25 protein-coding genes are annotated in these 24,477 nt (G+C 38.6%); 9 read left to right on the forward strand and 16 right to left on the reverse strand.

The features are described from left to right. Positions 1-31 precede the first annotated feature (31 nt). The 3 genes from bioB to bioD all read right to left on the reverse strand — a co-directional run bounded on the left by bioB (position 32) and on the right by bioD (position 3,155). Positions 32-1,087: a biotin synthase BioB gene (gene bioB / locus EHQ31_RS14260; protein ID WP_135571285.1), complete on the reverse strand. Its 1,056-nt coding sequence runs from the start codon at positions 1,085-1,087 to the stop codon at positions 32-34. Between the two features lie 63 nt (positions 1,088-1,150). After that, positions 1,151-2,473 carry an adenosylmethionine--8-amino-7-oxononanoate transaminase gene (gene bioA / locus EHQ31_RS14265; protein WP_135571287.1) on the reverse strand — a complete coding sequence of 441 codons (1,323 nt, stop codon included), beginning with the start codon at positions 2,471-2,473 and terminating at the stop codon, positions 1,151-1,153. Beyond that, positions 2,463-3,155 carry a dethiobiotin synthase gene (gene bioD, locus EHQ31_RS14270; RefSeq protein WP_135571289.1) on the reverse strand — a complete coding sequence of 231 codons (693 nt, stop codon included), beginning with the start codon at positions 3,153-3,155 and terminating at the stop codon, positions 2,463-2,465. Before bioD ends, bioA begins: the two co-directional genes overlap by 11 nt. Before the next feature lie 59 nt (positions 3,156-3,214). Here bioD and EHQ31_RS14275 point away from each other — a divergent pair, with 59 nt between their 5' ends. After that, positions 3,215-3,736: a cyclic nucleotide-binding domain-containing protein gene (locus EHQ31_RS14275; protein ID WP_002975024.1), complete on the forward strand. Its 522-nt coding sequence runs from the start codon at positions 3,215-3,217 to the stop codon at positions 3,734-3,736. After that, positions 3,733-4,791: an AI-2E family transporter gene (locus tag EHQ31_RS14280; protein WP_135571291.1), complete on the forward strand. Its 1,059-nt coding sequence runs from the start codon at positions 3,733-3,735 to the stop codon at positions 4,789-4,791. The genes EHQ31_RS14275 and EHQ31_RS14280 overlap by 4 nt, the downstream gene beginning before the upstream one ends. A 37-nt stretch (positions 4,792-4,828) precedes the next feature. Here EHQ31_RS14280 and EHQ31_RS14285 read toward each other — a convergent pair whose 3' ends face one another. Further along, positions 4,829-5,743 (reverse strand): DMT family transporter, encoded by a 915-nt coding sequence (locus EHQ31_RS14285; protein WP_135571293.1) that lies wholly within the window; start codon positions 5,741-5,743, stop codon positions 4,829-4,831. A gap of 45 nt (positions 5,744-5,788) precedes the next feature. Between EHQ31_RS14285 and EHQ31_RS14290 the strand changes: the two genes are divergently transcribed. Genes EHQ31_RS14290 through EHQ31_RS14305 form a run of 4 tightly spaced genes read left to right on the forward strand, consistent with a single transcriptional unit; the run spans position 5,789 to position 8,819 of the window. After that, positions 5,789-7,003, forward strand: a complete 1,215-nt coding sequence (locus EHQ31_RS14290) for a hypothetical protein (protein ID WP_135571295.1) — start codon at positions 5,789-5,791, stop codon at positions 7,001-7,003. Continuing rightward, on the forward strand, positions 6,984-7,649 hold the full coding sequence (ung, locus tag EHQ31_RS14295) for a uracil-DNA glycosylase (protein WP_135571297.1): 666 nt from the start codon (positions 6,984-6,986) through the stop codon (positions 7,647-7,649). Before EHQ31_RS14290 ends, ung begins: the two co-directional genes overlap by 20 nt. Then, positions 7,639-8,526: a DMT family transporter gene (locus tag EHQ31_RS14300; RefSeq protein ID WP_135571299.1), complete on the forward strand. Its 888-nt coding sequence runs from the start codon at positions 7,639-7,641 to the stop codon at positions 8,524-8,526. The genes ung and EHQ31_RS14300 overlap by 11 nt, the downstream gene beginning before the upstream one ends. Further along, positions 8,523-8,819 (forward strand): 4a-hydroxytetrahydrobiopterin dehydratase, encoded by a 297-nt coding sequence (locus tag EHQ31_RS14305; RefSeq protein WP_135571301.1) that lies wholly within the window; start codon positions 8,523-8,525, stop codon positions 8,817-8,819. The genes EHQ31_RS14300 and EHQ31_RS14305 overlap by 4 nt, the downstream gene beginning before the upstream one ends. Before the next feature lie 57 nt (positions 8,820-8,876). Here the strand turns inward: EHQ31_RS14305 and EHQ31_RS14310 are convergent, their stop codons facing one another. Continuing rightward, entirely contained in the window at positions 8,877-9,800 is a 924-nt protein-coding gene (locus EHQ31_RS14310) for a porin OmpL1 (RefSeq protein WP_135571303.1), read from the reverse strand. 224 nt (positions 9,801-10,024) lie between these two features. Here EHQ31_RS14310 and EHQ31_RS14315 point away from each other — a divergent pair, with 224 nt between their 5' ends. The 3 genes from EHQ31_RS14315 to EHQ31_RS14325 are packed head-to-tail and all read left to right on the forward strand — an operon-like array spanning position 10,025 to position 11,890. Then, positions 10,025-10,546, forward strand: coding sequence for a hypothetical protein (locus EHQ31_RS14315; protein ID WP_135571305.1), 522 nt, complete (start codon positions 10,025-10,027; stop codon positions 10,544-10,546). Positions 10,547-10,592: 46 nt separating this feature from the next. Then, positions 10,593-11,678, forward strand: coding sequence for a glutamine-hydrolyzing carbamoyl-phosphate synthase small subunit (carA, locus tag EHQ31_RS14320; RefSeq protein ID WP_135571307.1), 1,086 nt, complete (start codon positions 10,593-10,595; stop codon positions 11,676-11,678). A 26-nt stretch (positions 11,679-11,704) separates the two neighbouring features. Then, positions 11,705-11,890, forward strand: a complete 186-nt coding sequence (locus tag EHQ31_RS14325; protein WP_135571309.1) for a DUF5808 domain-containing protein — start codon at positions 11,705-11,707, stop codon at positions 11,888-11,890. Here the strand turns inward: EHQ31_RS14325 and EHQ31_RS14330 are convergent. Genes EHQ31_RS14330 through EHQ31_RS14380 form a run of 11 tightly spaced genes read right to left on the reverse strand, consistent with a single transcriptional unit; the run spans position 11,852 to position 24,477 of the window. Further along, positions 11,852-12,898, reverse strand: a complete 1,047-nt coding sequence (locus EHQ31_RS14330) for a hypothetical protein (protein WP_135571311.1) — start codon at positions 12,896-12,898, stop codon at positions 11,852-11,854. The genes EHQ31_RS14325 and EHQ31_RS14330 overlap by 39 nt on opposite strands. An 8-nt stretch (positions 12,899-12,906) precedes the next feature. Next, positions 12,907-14,304: an MBOAT family O-acyltransferase gene (locus EHQ31_RS14335; protein ID WP_135571313.1), complete on the reverse strand. Its 1,398-nt coding sequence runs from the start codon at positions 14,302-14,304 to the stop codon at positions 12,907-12,909. Between the two features lie 10 nt (positions 14,305-14,314). Beyond that, positions 14,315-16,531 carry a GAF domain-containing protein gene (locus tag EHQ31_RS14340; protein ID WP_135571315.1) on the reverse strand — a complete coding sequence of 739 codons (2,217 nt, stop codon included), beginning with the start codon at positions 16,529-16,531 and terminating at the stop codon, positions 14,315-14,317. Between the two features lies 1 nt (position 16,532). After that, complete coding sequence (locus EHQ31_RS14345; protein ID WP_135571317.1) at positions 16,533-18,833, reverse strand: hypothetical protein; 2,301 nt, start codon at positions 18,831-18,833, stop codon at positions 16,533-16,535. A 9-nt stretch (positions 18,834-18,842) separates the two neighbouring features. Beyond that, positions 18,843-19,139 (reverse strand): SLBB domain-containing protein, encoded by a 297-nt coding sequence (locus tag EHQ31_RS14350; protein WP_135571319.1) that lies wholly within the window; start codon positions 19,137-19,139, stop codon positions 18,843-18,845. Positions 19,140-19,186: 47 nt separating this feature from the next. Next, the gene (gene atpC, locus EHQ31_RS14355; RefSeq protein WP_135571321.1) at positions 19,187-19,567 is read right to left on the reverse strand and encodes an ATP synthase F1 subunit epsilon; all 381 of its coding nucleotides are present in this window, start codon (positions 19,565-19,567) and stop codon (positions 19,187-19,189) included. Between the two features lie 5 nt (positions 19,568-19,572). Continuing rightward, positions 19,573-20,979 carry a F0F1 ATP synthase subunit beta gene (gene atpD / locus EHQ31_RS14360; protein WP_135571323.1) on the reverse strand — a complete coding sequence of 469 codons (1,407 nt, stop codon included), beginning with the start codon at positions 20,977-20,979 and terminating at the stop codon, positions 19,573-19,575. A gap of 21 nt (positions 20,980-21,000) precedes the next feature. Beyond that, complete coding sequence (gene atpG, locus EHQ31_RS14365; protein WP_135571325.1) at positions 21,001-21,870, reverse strand: ATP synthase F1 subunit gamma; 870 nt, start codon at positions 21,868-21,870, stop codon at positions 21,001-21,003. A gap of 11 nt (positions 21,871-21,881) precedes the next feature. Beyond that, positions 21,882-23,396, reverse strand: coding sequence for a F0F1 ATP synthase subunit alpha (gene atpA, locus EHQ31_RS14370; RefSeq protein WP_100742137.1), 1,515 nt, complete (start codon positions 23,394-23,396; stop codon positions 21,882-21,884). Beyond that, positions 23,393-23,956, reverse strand: coding sequence for an ATP synthase F1 subunit delta (atpH, locus tag EHQ31_RS14375; RefSeq protein WP_135571327.1), 564 nt, complete (start codon positions 23,954-23,956; stop codon positions 23,393-23,395). The genes atpA and atpH overlap by 4 nt, the downstream gene beginning before the upstream one ends. Next, positions 23,953-24,477, reverse strand: coding sequence for a F0F1 ATP synthase subunit B (locus tag EHQ31_RS14380; RefSeq protein WP_100742135.1), 525 nt, complete (start codon positions 24,475-24,477; stop codon positions 23,953-23,955). The genes atpH and EHQ31_RS14380 overlap by 4 nt, the downstream gene beginning before the upstream one ends.

The raw sequence follows: 24,477 nt of genomic DNA on the forward strand, positions 1-24,477 counted from the left end.
GCATACTACCGCCAAAAGTTAAAAAGGCAAACTACTTTTTATGTTTATAGAGTTCTGGAAAATTTTTCTCGTCGTAAAGGAACTGCGACTCGTACTCATCCCATCCTTCTGGTACCCCTTCTGTAAATTCAGGAACCATAGAACAATCCCGAATTAAGTTCATCGTTTGAACCATCTCACTGCCTTTTACATTTAAGTATCCTTCAGCAAACAATGAGTTGGCTACAAAAAGTGCCATTGATTGTAAAGAACCTAAATGACCTTCTCTTCCGGCACCAATTCGAATTTCTGAATCGGGATTCACCAATCGAAACATAGACAATACACGAATACAGAATTCTGGGGTGAGTGATGACTTCTGGATGGCATGGCCTTTGATAGGAATAAAGAAATTAACAGGGATAGATATCACACCAAGTCGTTTGAGTTCAAAAGCAACTTGTACCAAATCTTTGAGTTCTTCTCCCATACCCACAATGATCCCTGAACAAAGCCCGATGTCAGCTTCTCTTGCCGCCTCAAGTGTTGTTAGTCGGTCTTTAAAGGTATGTGTGGAACAAATTTCGTTGTATTTGGATTCGGATGTGTTGAGATTATGATTGTATCGGTCAAGGCCCGCATCTTTTAAGGTCCGAGCTTTTTTTGCATCCAAGATCCCAGCCGACAAACAAACCTTCATTCCCAATTCCCCATTGATTTTAGAGATTGTCTCGGCAAGTTTATCAACAGCTTTGTCTGTTGGACCACGACCCGAAGTTACCATACAAAAGCGGTAAGCTCCGTTTTCTTTGGCACGTTTGGCATCTTCCCAGATTTCTTCAGGAGATTTAAGTGAATACTCTTGGATTCCTGAGTCTCCACCCTTTCTTTGGGCGCAGTAACCGCAGTCCTCAGGGCAATAACCATTTTTGATATTATCTAATATATGAATGCGAACACGATTGGTATAATAACGATTTCTTTCTTCTGCGGCACGAGCGACGACCGAAAGCAAAGGGACTTTTCCTTCAAGGATTTCAAGGGCTTCCATTTCCGTAATTAAGGAAGGTGTGGTGGAAACAGTTTTTTCTTGGACTTCTGCGATCATGGGAACAGATTCTTTTCGACGCCAACCTGTGTAAACGAAGAAAATCTCTTCGTATATTTAGTATCAATCTGAATCTACAAAACTAAGAAGGGTTTCTTCCATTGCCAAAAAAATTTGATCTAGGGATTCCTCCGAAATAGTATAAGGAGGTGTGATATAAATCGTTCTTCCAAGTGGACGCAAAAGAACGCGAAACTCTCTCATTTGTTCCCGTATTTTTTTCCCAATAGGATTCAAATATTCATCTTCTGCGATAGTTTCTTTGTATTCAAAAGCAAAGATTCCACCAAACACACGAACATTCTGGATTCGTTTTCCTAATTTTTTTTGGAATGGTTCTATTCGCTTTCGCAATGAACTTTCTAATTTTTTAACAAGTTCGAGTCCATTTTCTTTTAAAAGTTTTACTGACGCATAACCCACGCTACATGCCAAAGGGTTTCCCGTCATTGTATGTGCATGAAAGAATGCATGATAAGGATCTTTAGATAAAAATTGTTGATATATGAATTCAGAAACTAATGTGGCACCGAGGGGTAACATCCCCCCAGTGAGTCCTTTTGCCATCACTAGAAGATCTGGCTTCACTCCTGCCACTTGGTAAGCAAAAAACTCACCTAGTCTTCCCATTCCTGTAAATACTTCATCAAAGATAAGAAGCGTATTGGTTTGTGTCGCAAGTTCCCTAAGTTTGATTAATACTTTTTTATCATAAAATAACATCCCGTTGGCGCCAAATACCAAAGGTTCAATGACAATGCCTGCATAGTCATTTTGTTTGATACTAAGTTCTAAATCGTTTAAACATTCTGTAGCACAACTGCTCACATTTTTTCCCCAAGGGCAATTCATACAATTGGGAGCTGGGAATTCTTTTGTTGGGAACCTAAGATCAGAAAAAATTCGATTAAAATAATTTTTTCCAGAAACATTCATGGCTCCAATGCTATCACCGTGGTAGGAACTAGAAAATACTAGAAACTCTGATCTAGGTTTGAAGTCTGGGTGGTTTCTATAATATTGGATAGCGAGTTTTAATGCAATTTCTATCGCATTTGATCCGTTATCTGAATAGAATACTTTATGGAAATCAAAATGAGTGAGTTCTAATAATGATTTAGATAAGGCTTCGGCAGCAGGATGGATGTGACCTGCAAGCATCACATGATCTAGTTCATCAATTTGTGTTTTAAGTGCGGATACTAACTTAGGATGACGATGACCAAAAATCATTGTCCACCAACTTGCAATGGCATCAATCCACTGATTTCCTTCAGAATCTTTTACGAACTCCCCTTGGGCTTCGACGATATCGATTAATGTTTCCCCTTCTTCTTGGATGGTCAAGGGAACCCATGTATACGTTTGGAGTGGGTTAAACTTCATCTTCTGGATTGAGTAAGGTATCAATTACATTCCGATCGGTATCAAAATGATTATTAGTAAAAGAAATAAATTCGGAAGGAGATAACTTTTGCTTTGGAAAATTGGTAATTCCTAAACAAGGAGCACCACCTAATCTTTGTATTGTTTCCGCATTATCAACCTGAAGCGAACTTTCAGGTCCCACTAAATAAAATCCAAGTACAGCAACGAACCTACTTGTAAGTGCATCTAAGGTCAGTAAGGTATGATTGATAGTGCCAAGCTCAGTCGATCCAATGACCACAACAGGAAAATTACTTTCCCCGATACCTCTTATGGTTAAATAGTCGTCAGTCCACGGAACAAAAACGCCACCGGCACCTTCTACAAGGGTATTGGATTTTCTTTCTTTAGAAAGTTCATTCAATAGGAACTTAGGATCTAAAATTCTGCCTTCTTGTTTAGAGGCATAATGTGGACTGGCAGGAGTTTGGAATTCATACACTGGTTTTAGAAAATAAGATTCTGGTAAGTCGGTAGTTTTTTGGACCAATTCTGTATCACCAGTGCCTACAGCCCCAGTTTGGATGGGTTTCCAATAACGAAATCCATAACTTTCCGCGTATTTTGCCATAAAGAGGCAGGAAAAAAAAGTTTTTCCCACATCGGTCCCGGTTCCTGCAACGTAAAAAGCTTGGCCCATACGGATCAAGTTTTATCAATTCTTACCCTCGTCTATCCGATTTATATAGGAGAGGCTTTATGCAACTTCCCCTTTGGAAATCCATTCTCAAACGTGACGAAAATCCGATTACCGAGATTTCTCATTTTTTACGTGAAACCGCTATCTTTGAAGGAATGTCTCGAAGGACATTACGAGAAGTAGCAAGACTCATCCACAAACGGAAGTACTATGCAGGTGAAACCATTTTTTACCAAGGCCAAGCGGGAACGGGAGTGTATCTCATTTTACAAGGGAAAGTTGAAATTTTTTCGGAAAGAGAAGGTGTTACTTTAAAGCTCGCCGAACTAGAGAAAGGTGCCTTTTTTGGTGAACTTGCGTTATTCCAAGACTTTCCAAGATCTGCAACTGCCGTGGCCCTTGTTGATTCTATTTTACTTGGTTTTTTCCAACCAGAATTAAAAACATTATTGGAAACCAAACCGAGAGTGGGAAACGACTTACTGCTTAGTTTTGCATCCATTATTGCCGACAGACTCCGCAAAACAAATGATACACTCGAAGCTGCTTACTTCAAAAGTAAAAAAAATAAAACCAAATGAATCCAAAAGAATTCAATATATCATCCTTAATATTAAGAACTGCATTTTTTGGACTCATAGCTCTAACGGTTTTAATTGGAGTTGTAGGTGTAAAGTTCTTAGCAATTCCACTCTTAATTTCAGGAATCCATTTTTATATCTTTCATGGAATTGTTGACTATTTTGAATCAAGAGGAATCCATAGAGCCATAACAATTATCATTATTTTTTCTATTTTGATTTTTGCTGCTTATTGGTTTCTGGCTTTTTATCTACCAAATCTTTTTGAAAAGGCACAACCCATTGTTTCTGAATGGTCTGTCAAAATGGATGATCCCAATTTTCAATTATTAGATTTTAATAAATTACCAGTACTCTCAAAAAATCCGGATCTCTGGAAAAAAATCATTAATCCAGAAGAAGTGGCAAAGATGGCAACAAGTAATTTAGAAGAATTTTTAAGAGAATTGATTGTGATGATCCCCACTTTTATAAGTTGGATGATCATTATACCAATCATCAGTTTCTTTTTGCTTCTGGATGCAAATTTGATTTATAAAACAATGATAAGTTTTATACCAAATCGTTTTTTTGAAATGTTTCTAATGGTTTTTTACCGAATGAACCAACAGATTACTAGTTACTTAAAAAGTTTAGTGATCCAATGCGGAATTATGGCTATGGTGGCTTCCATTGGATTTTATATCGTGGGAGTTAAGTTCTTTATTCTATTTGGTGTGTTTTTGGGTGTTGCCAATTCGATTCCCTACTTAGGACCACTTGTAGGAGCGATTCCACCTATTTTATTTTCGATTCTGTTTCCAGAAATTTCACCATCGATTGGATCGATAGCCTCGGTGGTCGTGGTAGCACAGCTAGTAGACAATGCGATTGTACAACCAGTGGTCATTGCCAATGCAGTTTCACTTCACCCACTAGCAATACTCATCGGAATTGCCGTTGGCGGAAATTTTTTCGGAATCTTTGGGATGTTACTCGCAATCCCAGTTTTATCCATTCTTAAAGTAACCATTGGAATTCTTTACCACGCACTCAAAGAACACCAGATCATTTAATCTATCAAAAATGGAGAGGAGATGTATTACCGGTGTGTTATTCTTCTCTCTGGTTCCATTTACCTAATTCAGAAAACACAATTCCAAAAAGGGTAAGACCGGAACCAATAGTCCCTACAATTCCCAATCTTTCGCCTAACACTAGATATGCGAGAAAAAAAGAAAACACAGGCTCTAAACTATAGAGTAAACCTGCTCTTGCGGGAGGAACTGCTTTCTGGTATCTGGTTTGAATTTGGGTTGTGAAAATCGTTGCAAAAATAGAAGTATATATGACTCCAATCCAAAATTTTAAATCAAAATGTATGGAGATGGATTGATTTAAAAATATGGATTCCACTGGAAATAAACTTGTAGATACAATCGCGATGAGTAGAATCTCAAAGGATACCAAAATTTGTGCAGGAATCTTTTTACTAAATATATCAATTAATATGATATAAATCGCAAAGAAAAATGCACCGATCAGCGTGAGCCCATCACCCAATCCAAAACCAGTGGATTTAAGAATTTCTTCATAGGATTTTCCATTTTGAGAAATCAAAAATAATCCAACCACAACAATCAAAACAGCAATCCAAGTTCGAATGGATGGAAGCCGACGTTCTATAGCAATTTGTAATAAGGGTACAAAGACAACATAAGCCCCGGTCATAAAACCAGACTGAGTGGCGGTTGTATAAACAAGGCCAATGGTTTGAAATACATATCCTAAAAGAGCAGAACAAGCGACAAAAAAGGCAGGAAATATATAGTCCCATCTGCGGTTTGCTTTGGAAAACAAAGTCTTTCGGTAAAGGAGTAAGGTGACAATTCCGGCGAGCCAAAACCTGACAGCTAAAAATAGAAAGGGAGGCACTGAATCCAGCGCAAGTTTGATGACCACAAAGGTTCCACCCCAAAGAATGGCGGCAATCACCAAAAAGAGTTCCGGAGTGAAGATCCTGGACATATTAGAAGACAATTTCTCGAAAGAAAGGTCCAGAGCAAGGAAAAGATGAATTGGAAATTTAGAATCCGCAAACCACAAACCGGAACAACCCTGAGTTGGGAGGTGTATTTTCCACCTGGAACAGCAACTTGGTCTGGAGAAAAAATCAAAGAGATTTTACAAACTGTCCCACTTCCCAACCAACCTGAACCAAATATACGCGTTTTTTCTGAAAAAATTAAACTAGAAAACACGAATTCACACCAAATCGCCTATCTTTTGTTTCACGGTCTTTTTTTAAGGGACGTTCGACTGGTAATTGGGCGTACGAAAGATTGGGACAAATCTTCTGAAGTAAGAGAAGAAGAATGGGAACGAATCCTAACTGAGGCTGTTACAATCGCAAAACCTTTGTTTTCTGACCCAAATACACGGTTCTACGAAATCAAAGAAAACTTACATATTAGTTATTTCGAAGATGAAATCACAGTTTCTCTGTCTGTAATGGGAGAACCAGCATATAAACGAGGTATTAAATCAAATTTCCCAACCAGTGCCCCTGTCCCGGAAGACTTAACACAAATTTTAATCCAACAATGTTTTGATATCTTTTTGGTTCCCAAAAAAAATGTGACTGGTTTATACATTCCATTTGCTGGTACATTGACATTCGCCACCGAATGGGCGTTACAGGAAGAGAACATTTCTCTTCTTTCCCTACCTAGAGATTTTTTGTTTTTTCAACTAATTTTGTTTCCAGAAAAATCGTTGGAACATTTCAAAAAGAAAAAAAAGGAACAACTTTCTTTAACACCAATCACATCTACTCCCATTGTCATCCAGGATACAGACCCGGCTCTAGAAAGTTACTGGTTAGAAGAGTTCAAACGTTGGAGAAAAATAATTCAAGTATCTCATTGGGATCATAGTATTTCTGATTTTTTAAGAACCTTTCCTGTTTTACCGGAAGAAGAATCAGAAGCTGCCCATTATTTTTTACCTCTAAACCCACCGTATGGTCTTCGTAAAAATGAAAGGATTGGACCTGAAGAAAAGCTGTATTCTAAAATTGGGAAACGATTGGAAGAACTTTTAAAACTCACAAAAAATCATCCTAAACTCATAGGTTTTATCCTATGCCCTACAGAAGAAAAATGGAGCGATTGTATGAGAGAACTTCGAAGTTTTTCTAAAAAAACCATCCATGTCACACATGGAGGAATCGACTTACGGGTATTATACTTTCATTCGGAGGGAAGAATTGAAAGACGTACAAATTGAATCTGGTTGGAAAGAAGTTCTCAAGGAGGAATTTGAAAAAACTTATTTTACTAACTTACGAGAATGGGTCAGAGACCAATACAAAACCTCTACCGTATATCCTCCTGCAAAATTGATCTTCAATGCATTTGATTCTTGTCCTTTTGACCAAGTAAAAGTGGTGATCCTTGGTCAAGATCCCTACCACGGCCCAGGACAAGCACATGGACTTTGTTTTTCCGTCAATGAAGGAGTTCCCTTTCCTCCATCCTTACAAAATATCTTTAAAGAAATAGCAGACGATTTACAAAAACCCATCCCAAAATCAGGGAACTTAACCCATTGGGCAAACCAAGGTGTCCTTCTTTTAAACGCAACGCTAACTGTGCAAAAAGACAAAGCAGGATCTCATCAAAACAAAGGTTGGGAAGAATTTACTGATGCTACCATCAAAATCTTGGCGGAGAAAAAATCGAATCTAGTGTTTTTGTTATGGGGATCATTCGCTCAGAAAAAAGAATTTCTCATCCCACCAAACAAACATTTGGTTTTAAAATCAGCACATCCCTCTCCTCTTTCTGCTTACAGAGGATTTTTGGGAAACAAACATTTCTCTAAAACCAACGAATACTTACTTACACAAGGAAAGAAACCCATTGACTGGTAACGAAAAAAAAGGATATTTTTTTGTATTTCTGACGGGAGTTTTTTTTGCCTTTGAGGTCATTGGGTTTAAAGAGATTTTTCGAAAGTTTAATTTGGAACCAGAAATAGCTGCTCTCTTTGGAGTTGGGTTTTCATTTTTAGTGGTGACACCCTATTTTTTAATTTCAAAAAGCAGAAGAATTAAGGTGGTCACAACGATAAAAAGAGATGGTTACATTTTAACCTTAGGAACTGTTTCTAATGCAATAGGGATCGTTTTATATTACTATGCTCTCAAACAAACCGATTTAGGTCCCGCCGCCATTCTTATCAAAACAACAGTTCTTTACAATGTATTACTTGGAGTTTTTTTCTTAGGAGAAAAGTTACATAGTACAGAAGTTTTTGGAATCCTGATTGCTATTTTGGGAATATATATGATTTCCACATTGGAAGGCCAAATCAATGTTTTGTCGGCATTTTGTATTTTACTCAGTGCCTTTCTTTTTGCGATCCAAAGTTATATGATAAAAAGATTCATCCCTGAAATTTTAGGATTAGAATATGCTTATTTAAGACTCTTACTTTTGAGTTTGTTTTTCTTTATTTATTCCCTATCTGTTGGAAGTTTTCATTTTCCTGATCTTTTTATCATAGTTACACTTGGTTTATTTTCACTTCTTGGTTATTTTTTAGGTAGAGCCTTTTATTTTGAAGCACATAATTATTTACCTATCAGTAAACTCAATGCAACTTTGCTTATTGAACCCATCTTCTTAATGTTTGTTGGTATATTGTTTATGAAAGAACCTTTTGACGAGAAAAAACTCGCAGGTGCTGCTCTCATTCTAACGGGATTGTATTTGATTGTTTTTCATAAACGAAAGGAGAAATTATGAGAGAAAAACCAACAAGTTTATCAGAAGAGGAAATTGAAAATCTTTTAGATCATTACAAGGAATGGAAATTAGACAAAAAAGATGGAAAACCAATTTTCAAATTTGAAAAAGAATTCCGTAATTTTATCGAAGCATTTTCATTTATCACAAAAGTGGCGTTAGTTTCTGAATCCATAAATCACCATGCAGAGATTTGGAATGTTTACAACAAACTTAAATTGGAATTATTTACACATGAAACCAGTAGCCTTACCACAAAAGATAAAGAATTCATCACTTTACTGATGAAATAAAAAAAGCCGGGGTTGGAAATCCCAACTCCGGCTTTTAATCTAATCAGCTAAGACAGATTAAATTTCGATTTTGTAACCTACACGGTAAGTTTGTCCACCCACTACTACTGGGTAAGCTGCCCAAGGAGCAAGTGCACTAGCACCACCAACAGATGTTACACCCGCAACACCCATTCCTGCTGAAAGGATAGTTTCCAATTCGAAGAAAAGGTGACCTTTGTCAGTTACTTTTGTTTGAGCTCCTACGATCCAGTTGAAACCGAATCCACTAGCACCAAATTTTGCATTTTCTTTTGCAACACCTGGACTTGGAACATCACCCAAAAGAGCGCCCCCACGACCAAGTAGTGGAGAACCATTAGAACCTAGTCCAGCAGTCATTAACTCTAAACCAGGAGCGTTGATTGTTCCAGATACATTCCACATACCTTTAAAGTAGTTCACACCACCACCGATGTAAACAGCTGTATCGTTAGCTGCATTGTATAATTTAACACCAATGTAAGTAGGAACTGTTACAGCAGTATAATTCCACTCTTGGTCTAACCATTTGTAACCCATTACTGTAGATGTTGTATCACCACCGGCAATTTTAGTAGTGTAGTTAGCATTGATACGGAAAAAGAGATTGTTGAGTCCGAAGATTCCTTCTTTTTCGTAACCGATGTTAATGTTACCACCAGTCATCGCTCCGCTATTTTTTCCACCGATCACTCCACCAGTAGATCTTTTTAAGCTGACCAAAGTGTTTTCTGAATAAATGGCTTTTTGTTGTCCACCAGTCAAAGCACCTGCGTTATTAGTAACTGGAAGGCGAGAATCGAGACCATCTTTTGTGATAGTTCCGCCGAGTTGCGCTAGGTCAAATTGCATACCTAGACCGACCATAAAATACGAGCGAGGACCGGATTGTGCGCTTAAGCTACCAGCTAAGCACAAAAGTAAGAACCCCATCATTCCAAAGCGAAGAGATTTGAGCATTTGATGATTACTCCTTAGTGAGTGTTTCCTGAATTTTTTTTCATTCCTGTGGACAAACGAATGCAAGTGAGCAACCGTTCATACCGACAATTGCAATGAAACTAGTCGTTCTTCTAGGATTTGTCAAATAAAATTGTTAAATTTAAACGAAAATTGTGTTAAATGTGGTAATTCGAATGAGTCTAATGCCGTCTAGGCAACAATTCCTTATTTGCAGATTGTTCTTGCTTTTTGTTCTGTTTTCCAGCGAGAATTTTGGTCGGGAACGCAAAATCATTCGTTTTTCAGGCGAATTGGTTCATTGGGATGCAAATGGACCGGAACCACAGTTCCGTTATTTGGACCCTACCAATTTACGGGAGAAAACAATCTATTGTGATGCCGACACCATGAGGTTGGCCCTTGGCAACCAATCCTTCGAAAAACACAATATTGAAGGCAAAGCCACGCAATTGAACCCCACTTCTGAGATTTGGCTTTGTTTGGGGAAACCTCATATTTTCCAGAAATTTCAGGTTTCGATTCGTTCCTCAAGTCCTCAGTCCAAAAGGATCCAAGGTCAGGTCATCGAAGCCGATGGGCAGACTGGCCAAATTGACTATTTGGTGAGAGGCAAAAGGAATTATATAACCATAACACCAGAGATTGCCAAAGAAATGGAAGATTCCCTTTCCCGAATGGAAACTGTAGAAATCGATGGGGATTACCATTACGATAGGATAAAACGTTATTACATAAAAGATTGATGAATTTTTGTTCGTCATTAGGGACCATTTCTTTGGAATGGACTGGATGCAGGCTTTTTTGGTTTTAGCAAACGGAACGGTCATGAAGGGCCGATCCTTCGGTGCAAATAAGAATTCGATTGGTGAGGTAGTCTTTAATACCTCTATGGCGGGATATCAGGAAATCATTACTGATCCTTCCTACAAAGGCCAACTTGTGACACTCACTTACCCTATGATTGGGAACTATGGAATCAATCCTGATGACATGGAATCAGATAGGATACAGGCTTCTGGACTCATCGTCAAAGAATACGTAAAACGTCCTTCTAACTTTCAATCCAAAGAAACACTAAGTGATTTTTTGATCCGATTTGGTGTTCCAGCGATTGAAGGAATCGATACTCGCAAACTAACGCGCATGATTCGTAACTCAGGTGCCATGTCTTGTGGAATTTTCATTAGCGAAACTTACGATGATTCTTTTTTGGAGGCAGTCAAAAAGGCTCCTTCTATGGAAGGCCAAGACTTGGCCCAAGTGGTCACTTGCGAAAAACCTTATGTATTTGGTGCCCATTCTCCTAGTAAGTTTAAACTTGCAGTATATGATTTCGGAATCAAAAGAAACATTTTAAAACTTTTGGATGCAGCGGGATTCAATGTTCATGTTTTCCCTGCCAAAACTAAAGCTGAAGATTTACTAAAAGAAGGTTTTGATGCATTTTTCCTTTCCAATGGTCCTGGGGATCCAGCACCGTTGGACTATGCCATTTCCTCTGCAAAAGCCATTATGGATGCTAAAAAACCTCTCTTTGGAATTTGTTTAGGCCACCAAATCATTGGTTTAGCCTTAGGCAAAAAGACCGCCAAACTCAAGTTTGGTCATAGAGGTGGAAACCATCCTGTCAGAAATGAAGAAACTGGCAAAATTGAAATTACATCCCAAAACCACGGTTTCCATGTTCTTGGTGAATCCACAAAAGAGATGCCGATTACAAGGATCAACTTATTTGATCAAACAGTTGCAGGTCTAAAAATTACAGGCCTTCCAGTTATGGCAGTCCAATACCATCCAGAGGCCTGTCCAGGTCCGCATGATTCCGCTTACCATTTCCAAGAATTTTATTCTATGGTAGAATCCAGCAAATCATAAGATTTGGCTAAATAGTGAGGTGATTCATGTCATACGGTGAAGATAAAAATTTTTGGGGAATCCCATACGGAACAGAAATTTCAGCAGAAGCATTTGTGAAAGATATTTGGGACCCAAGTACAGAGGAAATCCTAACGCCAAAACAATTTTTTGGACTCGGTTGGGGAATCAACCTACATGCCTTGGGCCGTAGAGTGGGTGTGATCAAATAAAGCCTTTTTCAAAATTACAGCAAAAGCATCTCTTCCCTTTTGGTTGAGATGTGTCAAATCTCCAAAATACTGATAGTCTTCTAAAAATTCCGATTTAAAATCTAAAACTTCCACACTCCGCTTTGGACCTACTTCAGCTTTAATTGTTTGGAAAAACTCATCCGCCACTAAGTTTGCTTTTGTTGCCAAAATGTCTTTTTCCATTTTCGGAGAAAATGGGATACGAAGAAAAACCACCTTTACTCCTCTTTCTTTCCAAAGTCGGATAAATTCGAACCATAAGTGAATTGATAATTCCCTTTTACCAGAAAGAACCTGTGAACTGCGGTGTGGAAATTCTTCCTTCTCATCTAAGTTTGGATCATCTCCAATGAATTTCCAAACCCAAGATCCTTGGTTTTTTTCCATACTTTCCTTTATGTAAAGAAATTCCTTTTTTCTTCGCGAAACATCTATTTGTGCAATGGGATCATACACCAAACGATTGATATTCGAACTTAGTCCAAAGTATGGAAATATCTTTATGATTAGCTTCCAACTCAAATCAGTTAAATTGGAAAAATAAGCCTTACGTAATAATGGATGAGTGATCGTGTATAAGGAAAAACTTCCGAAGGATAGGAATAGTTGCCGATTAGCATCAGTCACAGAATTTTTACTGGTATTTAGTGGAGAGAGGTTTACATAGACCTTTTTAAGTTTCGGAATCTTGGAAAGAACCTCCAAAGATTCCAATAAAATTCCTTCCGGTTGTTGGCTAGGTTTCGGCAAATACACAACTTCATTTATGGTAACACCTTCAATTTCTGCAATTAACTGAGGAGTCACTCCGGTTACTATTTGGCTATCACCTAATACCAATACTTTTGCATCTGAGTTAATCTTCCGTTCGTTTGATAGATACCAATAAGAAGAAGTTGTTTCACAAAAAGGCACAATCCACTCGACGGTAAGATGCATAAAAAGAGAAAGAAGAATGAATGTGCATAAAAAATAAATTGGTTTCATAGGCTAAACTAAAACTGGAAATAAAAGAAATCCTGTTTCCCAAAAGGTGAAAATAAAGAAAACCAAAGAAATAAGAAAAAAAACATTATCAAAAAGGAAAAGGGTTTCGATGAAATAAAAAAATTGGGCCTGTCGGTATCTTTCCACTCTTGCCATAAATCAAATGCTAACAATGGGATTATGGTTAATAAAACCATAATTGGTATGGAAGATACGTTTGGTAAATGGGATAAGTTTTCCAAAATCAACTTTGTTTCCATTGGCGATTGAATTCGAAATAATAGTAGCCCTAATGAAAAACTATAAAACGTAAGAAATATCCCAAGGATAAATTGGATATGATTTGATTCCTTTACAAACCCATAATGTTTTAAAGAACGATAGAATACCAAACAAAGCCCTAAATATACTCCCCAAATCAAAAAACCATAGCCTGCCCCATGCCAAATTCCCGCAAGGAACCAAACAACCATTAAGTTTATGTTTTCACGAAAGAAACCATGCCGGTTTCCACCTAACTTAATATAAACATAATCACGTAACCAAGTAGATAAAGAAATATGCCATTTGGACCAAAACAGAGAAGGATTGGATGCAAAAAATGGTCTTTTGAAGTTATTCATCAATTGAAAACCCATCATTTCGGCAAGCCCCATTGCACAGAGAGAATATCCAAAAAAATCAGCATACACTTGAAACGCTATCACTGGAGCGACAATCCACAAAATCCCAGGTTCTAAGGAATCAAAGTTCGGAGAATGGATTTCTACATAACGAGAAAATGGATCTGCAATGGTTGATTTTATAAAAACTCCCCAAATAAACAAAGATATACCATTCCAAACTTTTTCTTTAGTAATGGTTTGTTCCGATTCTATTTGTGGTATAAGATTACCAGGTCTTTCAATTGGACCGAGCAACAATAAAGGGAAAAACAAATCATATATAGCAAAAGTAAAAAAACTCTTACAAGGAAGAATTCTTTCATCATAAACTTCTATCAAATAACTAATATTATGAAATGTATAAAAAGAAATACCAATGGGTAACAAAATTTCAGGTTTCCATGTTAATCCAGGAAAACCAAAACCAATTCTTAAATCAGAAAATAATTCCCAAACAAAGATAAAATACTTAAACGCGCCAAGATAGAATAAGTTAGTAAAAATTGCGAATACGAAAAGGACTTTCCTCTTTTTCCCAGAGAGTTGTGACAAAAACCTAGCCAAACTATAGTTAAATGCCACAGAAAGAAGCAATAGAATTGTAGCGTTAACATTCCACTTTGAATAAAAATAAATCCCAAAAGCCAAAAGCAGATATTTTCGAATTCGATAGGAAACAAAATAATAAATAGTGTAGAATAGAAGAAAATGAAAAAGAAAAGAAAGAGAGTTAAATAACACAGGTAGTTACTTAGGCTTCTTCAACCATTTCCAAAAACTGATTTTTGTCCTTTGTATCATGAGGATAAGATAAATTTAATACACGATAAGTAGCTCGAAAGGATCCAATGATAGCTTCTTCTTTTTTGGAAAAAGAAGATTTTATTTTTTTAATCACTATTTCAGTTTCTTCTTTGTCTTTGCCATGAAGGACCATAGCAAACTTTCCTTGACCTACTCTCGTGAAAAAATCCAGTTCTCCAATATGATCCATCATGGTTTTTCTGAGGGCATCCGCATAGCGGGCAAATGTTCCTGCACCCACTAAATGTACCATTCGAGAAACATTTTGAATCTTAAATAACGATACTGTGAAATTAGTATTCATCTGTGATGCTTTTTCAATTTCATTTAATATCCTTGTTTCCAATGGATTAAAAGGATTTCTAAATAAAGCTTCTTTTTCTTGTAAAATCAAAAGATTGGCAAATACAGGAGCAGAAGTTTCCAAAAGAGTCACGGCTACATCTCTCGTAGTGTCTGTCCAAGCAGATCCAGTAGAATGAACAATGACCATACCCACGAGCCAATTTAAGTTGATAACAGGTAAGATCGTAAATTCGCTCATGATGCCTAATTCATCGTTAGTAAAAATTGACTTTAATTCGGCATCTTCTCTAAAATTCTCTAATTTATAGACTCCAGGAACATTGGAAACCATTCCAACAATATCAGAATCTTTACTTAGCTTAAAATCTTTCGCTCGCTCAGGAAGTATAAAATTAGAACCGAATACAATGTAATCAGAACGAGTTTCAGAATCTAAAACTAAAAAGGAAAACTGCTTTACACCTAACTTTTGCTTGATGTTATCAATAAGAAGATCGAAGGCTTCATCCATTTTCCGAACACGAGCAAATTCACGTGCAAACCGCAAAACCGATTCATTAATTTCTATAACTTCTTTTGCATGAACTAAATTTTCATTTATTAACTCAAATTCAGATACTCTTTCAAATACAGAACCTGCAATATCACCTACAATTTTTGCAAATTCTAAATCATCGGTGATATATTCTTCCCCATTAATTAGTTTTCCTAATGATAATAATCCAAAACATTTACCACCATGTCGAATCGGAACTAGGATTTCAGAACCCATTTCGTTTAATAAATTTAACTCTCGACTAGGCAAACGGGAGGATTTGAATTCACCTGCATAAATGACTGTCTCCGAATCGGATATACGTGAATAGATTTCATCGTTAGGTGAGAGATACCAAGAATCTTTGGATTGTATCCCTTGCACAGCAACTGCTTCCCATTTTGGATTTTTTGGATTCGTGGACGTAAGGACTACGACTGAATTACATCCCACTTGACCGATCAAACTATAAACTAAATTATCAAAGTAATCAGAAAATTCTTTGGAAGAGGCAATTTCCTTTGTAATTTCAAATATTGCTTGGTAATTCTCGATTCGTTTTTTGGAAGCAAGATGATAAGACATTGGTGCAGTACCAAAATCAGATTCGTCATCGAATAATACATCTTCGCCTATAGGAGCTGGATCATCTTTAGTTGGTCTTAGCGGTTGTTTTGCGGCTTCTTTTTTAGCCTCGTTTTCCCACTCATCAAAAATATTTATTTCAGGGAGTGGTGCATCAGTTTCAGTTGTATCGTCGTGAAAATCTCTATCCACTAAATCATCACCAAACTCTGGTTCATTTTCTATTGTTGGCTCAGGTGGTGGTTCTTCGTTAGACGGGAGGTCTGCCGCTAACTCAGGTGAAACTTCTTCCTCTGCAGGCAAATCAAAATCTAAATCAGGTTCTGCAAGAGGCTCAGTTTCGGAATCTTCATCTAATATTGGTTGATAATCATTGGGACTATTTTCAAAATCATCTTCTAATTGTGAGATTGGATTTTCATCCCATGCCTCATCTGCTAATTCACCAAAATCAGCATCTGTTAGCTCAGGAATATCACTTAAATCAAATTCTTCCTCCCCATCAGGATTTGGGAGGTCTCCAATTTCTGTTGGAAGAGTCTCTTGAAAATCATCGTCTAACCATTCAGAGTCGGAGTCTGCTACCGGTACAGATTCGGTTTTCGGAGTTTCAATCTCTTCACGGAAATGTTCTGCTTTTTTTAATAAAGATGGTTTATCTTGTATTTCAGAGGTAACTTTTGGAGCCTGGGACCCCGAAGTTTTTTTAATTTCTTCGGCTCTGTCGAGAAGTCCCACTTTATAACTCCAATTCTTTCATCATTTTCTTGTATAACTCGAAGTATTGTGATTTCGAGAATTCGCGAATGACTTCATCAGGAAGGTTCCCAAGTAAATTGTCTAAGTAACCCAGAACTTTTTTTCGATCACCAGCTGATAAATTTTCACTACCTGCTTCTGCAAAAGCTTCTTCAGCTGACGTTTGTTTTTCCTCTGGTGCAGATACATCTGATTTACGGAGCTCTTCCAATGGAGAAAGTTTTCCTTCCATTGCATACTCATCTAAATCAACTTCGTATACTTCCGAATCATCCGATGCCAAGGTCGGAACTCTAGTTTCTTTAGGTGAATCACTAATTGATAAATCAAAACTATCATCTTCTGTTGAATCTGATGTTAAATCTCCAAAATCTATATCTGCTTCATGTTCAACTAAGTCTTGTTCTTCGACAGAGTTAAAATCAAGTTCTGATGAATCCTCATCGCTAATTTGTTCTGACAAAGAAAATTCTTCCTCAACAGGAAGGTCAGCGATATCTTCTAATTCATCACCAGGGAGTTCTTCTCCTAAGATTTCATCCAAACTTTCGGGAGAAAGAGTAACATTTTCTGGTTCCAATTCAGCCTCTAAGGAGTCTGAGATTTCATTTGCTGAAACTTCTTCATCTTCCTCTTCGGAGGCAGTAATGTTTTCCAACTCTTCCATTGATAAAGCAATGGATTCATCTTCTTCATCCTCTTCCATCAAATCAGATTTTGGAGCCAGTTCTTCCTCATAAGGAAGTGGTGCGCGGTCAAAACTATCTACAAGTTCTTCTTCTGAACTTTCTTCAGCATCAGAAGCAATGGATTCCAATTCTTCCATTGAAAGTGCAATTGGTCCTTCGTCTTCTTCTTCAGAATATTCAAAACCTTCCATTTGGCCTTCAAGTCCTTCTTCTGAACTTTCAGATTCTTGTAGCTCGGATTCCGGTTCTCCTAAATCAAAACCGAAATCATCACCGAGGTCCGTTTCTAGTTCGTCAGTTCCTTCCATTTCAGAAGTTTCGGATTCTTCTGTTTCTTCAATTGGATCACTTGCAATGATATTACCAAGTTCGTCTGGACTTAAAGTGATAGATTCGTCTTCTAATTCTTCGTTTAGAATGTCTAGTGTAGGTTCTTCAAAATCCTCTTCAACAGCTTCGCCAGAAATGTTTTCTAATTCTTCTAATGATAATGTGAGTGGACCTTCATCATCTTCTTCTTCATCCACTTCTAAATTAGGTTCTTCTTCAGGCGTTTCAAGTTCTCCACCTAACAGGTCAAAGCCGCCTTCTTCATCAGTGAAACTAGGAAGATCAGACTCTTCATCTGATGTGAGGAATTCTTCTTCAGAACCTAAAGTTTCCTCTAAACTCGCTTCACCGCCAGCGCCAAGTATGCTACCCAGTTCTTCGTCAGATAAAGTAAGATTTTCATCTTCTTTATTCTTCCCGAATAGTTCTTCTTCTTCTGGATCGACTAGTGGTTTGAAACTTGTATCTTCTTCCTCTGTCCCAGGTCCCAAATCATCTTTAGGAATAAAGGAATCTTCATCGTCATGATCTGTTAAATCAAATTGTGGTTTTCCTTCTTCATCGAAAGCAAGGTTTGTATCAATTTCTGAATCGTCTAAATCTAAATCAAGATCAGAATGTTCGTCGATAAGATTATTAGTATGGTCTTCTTCGTCAAAGTTTGAGCGTTCTGGTTCCCCTAAATGATCTTCTTCTTCCAAATTTCCAGTGATGTTTTCTAGTTCTTCCAAGGAAAGAGAAATTGGTCCTTCTTCTTCATCCTCTGTTTCTTGTCTGGATTTTTTGGAAGTTAAAATTCCATCGGCACCGTTAAGAATTGATTCAATTTCTTTATCAAGATCAATCAAATCATCATCGAACTCTAATTCAAGATCTTCATCAAGTGCTTCGTTATATGATTGTTTTGCGGGGCTTTTGGAATTTTCTTTTTCTGACTCTTCTTCGTAGTCAGAAAAATCAGCATGAATGTCTTCATCATGCAAAATGGGGTCTTCTTCCCCAAGTAAGTTTAAATCAGAATCTAAATCTATATCTAATAAATCATCATATGAATCTGAGGAAGCAACCATATCGGAAATGGAATCATCTTCCTCATCAAAGGCGGAAATATCGTCGAGATTTGGTGCTTCAATTCCAGGCGATACATCTAAGTCATCATCACCCATATCAAAATCATCCAAATCCAAGGAAAACGAGTCTTCATCAAGTATAGGTTCGATGTTTTCTAGATCTTCGTTTTTATTCTGTTCTTGATCCGCCATTCGCCTCGATTACCGTTTTCCCAAATTTAGTACCTGGCCATCCTCTAACGGCTGTTCCAAGATACTGTCCTCCATTTTGATTTGCGTTCCGGGTATATATCCACCCGCCAATTCAATCAAATCCTTTCCGTTTGCACCTGCATCCAAGGAATAGAATCCAGGGTTCCTTACTGGTCCCTCAATTCTAACACGAATCGGTTGTTCAGAATAGATTCTTTTTCGCAAATCAGGGTTTTCCTTTAAGTAATAGAATCCGGTCAAAAGTATCGTCACCAATACAGAACGTCGAATCCAATCTATAGCCAAAGGAAATCCCCCTCTGGTTTATTTTCGGCAAGAAGGGGGGAAAAAAATTAACGTTCGTGCAGTAAAATGCGAACTTTTGCTTTCTTTAGAAGAATTTCTTTGTCTTTCGAAACCGGAAGGGCTTCCGCTTCCTCTAGGAGTTCTACCGCGTGGTCATGGGACAAATCATCCTCAGAATCTCCACCTTCGGTAAGCACTCGGATTTGGTCATTTCTCACTTCACAGAAACCCCCATCGATGGCGATTCGGAACTCTTTTCCTGCAGAATGCAATTTGATGAGCCCGAAATCGAGTTGGGAAACAAGTGTGGCATGTCCTGGCAAAATTCCAAAATAACCCACAGAACCTGGCAGAATCACTGATTCTGCCTTGCCCTGATAAAGGATTTTGTCGGGTGAGATGACCGTTAAAGTCAGTTCTTTACTCATCCGAATTAACCTTTGAGTTGTTTTGCCGCTTCGATCGCTTCGTCAATCGAACCGACCATATAGAAGGCTTGTTCTGGAAGTGTGTCATACTTACCTTCAATGATTCCTTTGAAGGAACGGATGGTATCTTCCAATTTTACATACTTTCCAGGTCGACCAGTGAACTGTTCCGCTACGTGGAACGGTTGAGAAAGGAATTTCTCCAAACGACGAGCACGAGATACTAGAATTTTGTCATCCTCAGAAAGTTCGTCCATACCAAGGATCGCAATGATATCTTGAAGGTCTTTGTATCTTTGAAGGATTCTTTGTACTTCACGCGCTGTGTTGTAGTGTTCTTCCCCAACGATTTGTGGGTTCATGATGCGTGATGTGGAATCGAGCGGATCCACAGCAGGATAAATCCCTTTTTCAGAAATCGCCCGAGATAATGTCGTTGTTGCATCTAAGTGAGCAAACGCCGTTGCTGGAGCCGGGTCAGTTAAGTCGTCGGCAGGAACGTAGATCGCTTGCACCGAAGTGATGGAACCACGAACCGTTGATGTAATCCGCTCTTGTAATCCACCCATCTCTGTAGAAAGAGTTGGTTGGTATCCTACCGCAGATGGCATACGACCAAGAAGGGCCGATACTTCAGACCCTGCTTGCGAGAAACGGAAGATATTATCTACGAAAAGTAAAATGTCTGATCCGGATTCATCACGGAAGTTTTCTGCCATAGTTAATGCAGAAAGTGCGATACGAAGACGAGCACCTGGTGGTTCGTTCATCTGACCAAAACAAAGAACTGTTTTGTCGATAACTCCCGATTCCTTCATCTCGTTCCAAAGGTCGTTTCCTTCACGAGTTCTTTCACCCACACCAGCGAACACAGAGTAACCACCATGTTGTTTTGCAATGTTGTTGATAAGCTCTTGGATAAGAACCGTTTTCCCTACCCCAGCACCACCGAATAGTCCTGTTTTTCCCCCCTTGATATAAGGAGCGAGTAGATCGATTACCTTGATTCCTGTTTCAAAAATCTCAGTTTTAGGTTTAATTTCTTCGTAAGAAGGAGCGTTTCTATGGATTGGCATCTTTTTTACGTCTTTAGGAAGGTCACCGAGTTCGTCGATAGCCTCACCAAGTACGTTAAAGATACGACCAAGAGTTTTTGTTCCTACCGGAACAGAAATTGGAACTCCTGTATCAATGACTTCTAATCCTCTTTTTAATCCGTCAGTGGATTGAAGGGAGATCGCACGAACCGTGTTGTCTCCAATGTGCTGTTGCACTTCTGCAGTAATAGTTACGTCTTTGCCGTTCACTTTAGATTGGATTTCAACAGCATTGTAGATCTCAGGCATATTCCCGGATTCAAAACTGATGTCCATTACCGAACCGATGATTTGTTTAATTTTACCTTTATTCATATATACTCCGAAAGACCTTTGTTAGGAGATGGCTTCCGCTCCCCCTACGATTTCTGAAATTTCCTGCGTAATTTTTGCCTGACGTACTCGGTTGTAACCGCGAGTCAGAAGTTTGATCATCTCACCAGCAGCATCCGTAGCTGCTTTCATTGCCACTCTTCGTGCAATGTGTTCGGAAGCTACCGACTCTAAAATGATTTTAACAAAAGTAGTTTTGATCACCATAGGAAGTAGGTTTTCCAAAATAGTTTTTGGATCCGGTTCATACAAAACCTCTGGACCAGAAGATCCTTTCACACTTGAATCTTCCATTGATAAAGGAAGAACCGTCGTGATCTCCGGTTTTTGAGTTGCTGCCGAATAGTAATGAGTGGAAATAATTTCAACTGAATCCACTGATTCATTTGCAAAACGTTCCATAAAGTAAGAAGCAAGATCGTTTGCTTCCTTACTTCCTGCTTTATCATCGATATTGGTATGTGTTGTTACCAACTCAACTTTTGCAAATTTAAAGAAAGAAATTGCCTTTTTCCCTGCTGCATGGACTTCAACTTCCACACCTTTTGACTTCAACTCTTCGATACGGTTTTTGACCATACGAAGAAGGTTGGAGTTAAAACCACCGCATAACCCACGGTTTGCGGCAATCGCAAGGATAGCAACTTTTCGGATTTTGTCCGGCTTCCTTAAGTAAGGGCTGTGGATGATCCCAGCAAGGCTAGACAAAGAAGATACTAACTCACGAGTTAAATCGGCATACGGTTTTGCCGCATTCACTTTGTTAGTGGCTTTTTTTGCCTTTGCCGTGGAGACCATCTCCATCGTTCGAGTGATTTTTCTCGTGTTTTTAACCGAGTTAATCCTCTTTTTTATCTCACGCGGTGTCGCCAAGATCTTTCCCCTTAATTATTCTTTGCTAGAAAATGTTCAGCAATCGACTTGATTGTTTTTTGCAGAGCTGCTTCTTGTTTTACTTCTTTGGCAGTTCTGATTTCTTCCAAAATTTCAGAGTGTTGTTCTCTCATCGTTTTCAAAAGGTAAGTTTCAAATTCACGAACCTTAGCTGTAGGAATTGTATCCATAAAACCTTTGGTTACAGCAAAGATGGAGATCACTTGTTCTTCTACCGGAGTGGGAGAATTGTTTGGTTGTTTGAGAATTTCAAGGACTCGGTATCCACGATCAAGCTGTGCTTGTGTCACTGGGTCGAGTTCTGTTCCTAACTGTGCAAACGCTTCTAAGTCACGGAACTGTGCAAGGTCGGACTTGAGAGTTCCCGCTACTTTTTTCATCGCTTTGATTTGCGCAGCAGATCCAACCCGTGATACAGAAATTCCCACATCCACCGCAGGGCGAAGGCCCGATGCAAATAGGTTGGATTGAAGGTAAATCTGACCATCAGTGATGGAAATTACGTTGGTAGGAATGTATGCAGATACTTCCCCTTCTTGAGTTTCAATGATTGGAAGTGCTGTCATAGACCCACCACCAAATTTATCATCAAGTTTCGCTGCTCTTTCAAGGAGGCGAGAGTGAAGGTAGAATACGTCCCCAGGATATGCTTCACGACCTGGTGGGCGGCGAAGTAAAAGTGACATTTGTCGGTATGCTACGGCTTGTTTAGAAAGGTCATCATAAACAACGAGTGTTGCTTTCCCTTCTTCATACATAAAGTATTCAGCCATAGTCGCACCAGAGTAAGGTGCAATGTATAACATAGGAGCAGGTTCAGATGCGTTTGCCGATACGATGATCGTATATTCTAATGCACCTTTTTCGCGTAACATTTCGATGGTGGAAGCAACAGTAGATGCTTTTTGTCCAATCGCTACGTAAACGCAGATCACACCTTTTCCTTTTTGGTTGATGATGGTGTCGATCGCGATGGAAGTTTTTCCTGTTCCGCGGTCACCAATGATGAGCTCTCTTTGTCCACGTCCAATGGGGATCATCGCATCAATTGCTTTGATTCCTGTTTGCATTGGTTCATGAACTGATTTTCTCATCGCAATCCCTGGAGCTGGTGACTCAACAGGTCTTGTTTTTTTTGCGTTCAGAGGTCCTTTTCCGTCGATCACTTCCCCGAGTGGGTTAAGCACACGACCGAGAAGTTCTGGTCCCACTGGAACTTCGAAGATCTTTCCTACACGTTTAACGGAAAAACCTTCTTCAATTTTAATATAATCACCGAAGATTACAACCCCTACGGAGTTTTCTTCTAAGTTGAATGCTTGTCCTCGAACTCCGTTTTGGAATTCAACAAGCTCTCCTGACATTACGTTTGTGAGTCCGTAAACTCTCGCAATCCCGTCCCCTACTTCGAGAACCGTTCCGACTTCTTCAACTTGAAGGTCTTTTTTGAAGTTTTTAATTTCTTGTTTTAGTACCGACGTTACTTCGTCTGTTTTAATTTTCATTCAAATGCTCCGACTGGGATTTTCTTTTGGAGGAGAGCCTCTTCTATTCCTGCAAGTTTTGCACGGATCGAGGCATCGATTAAAAAGTCGTCTATAAAGAGTTTGAATCCACCAATAAGGGCTGGATCCGTTTGTTCCGTAACACGTAATTCGCGTTCGAACTTGGAAGAGATAGACTTGGTGATTCGATCTACAGCTTCTTTGCCAAGAGAATCTTTGGAAACAATGCGAAGAGAACTACGATTTTTAAGTCGGTCCACTCCTGTTCTATAATCTTCCAAAATATCCTTGAGGAATAGAAATCGATTCTTACGAACCACAAGTGTGATGAAGTTGGCAACGATTTCCGATGCCTTCCCTTGAACTGACTTTTCAGCAGTTCTTTCTTTCTCAGAAGGATCAACTAATGGAGAAAGGAAATAATGGCGAATTGACTCATCAGAGAAGAAAACATCAACGAGTGCTGAAAGTTCCTCTTCTGTTGACTCAAGTGAGTTAGCTTCCTGAGCTAACTCCAAAAGTGCCGTTGCGTAAACCTTTGAAATTTGGTTCAGACTCATTTGATTTTAAGTTTATCGAGTTTTGCGATCTCTTTTTCGACAAAGGAAGCATAGTCTTCCTTCTTCAATTGTTTCTCCAAGATCTCACTCGCGATGAGAACGGACATTTCCACAATTTGGTTTTGCATTTCAGATAAAGCTCTGCTCTTCGCTAAATCGATTTCGCGAATTGCGTTATCTTTAATGCCTTTCACTTCGTTGTGTGCTTCTTCCGTCAATCGAGAGCGGAGAGCAACTGCATCTTTTTTAGCTTCATCTACAATTTTATGAGCTTCTTCCGTCGCTTTGAAGAGTTGGTCTTTGTATTCTTTTAAAGACTTTTCTGCTTCTACACGAAGGGTTTCTGCTTTGTTGATATCGCCTTGGATGCCGGAAGCACGTTCTTCGAGAGCATGAAGGATCTTGTCCCATGCAAATTTTTTAAGAACGAAGACAACAACTGAGAAAGTGACCAGGGTCCAGATGACCAGACCCGGATTGACTTTCAGCAAATTGAAGCCGGAAGCCGCGAGGATAACCAA

It is taken from the genome of Leptospira montravelensis (assembly GCF_004770045.1).
GTDB lineage: Bacteria > Spirochaetota > Leptospiria > Leptospirales > Leptospiraceae > Leptospira_A > Leptospira_A montravelensis.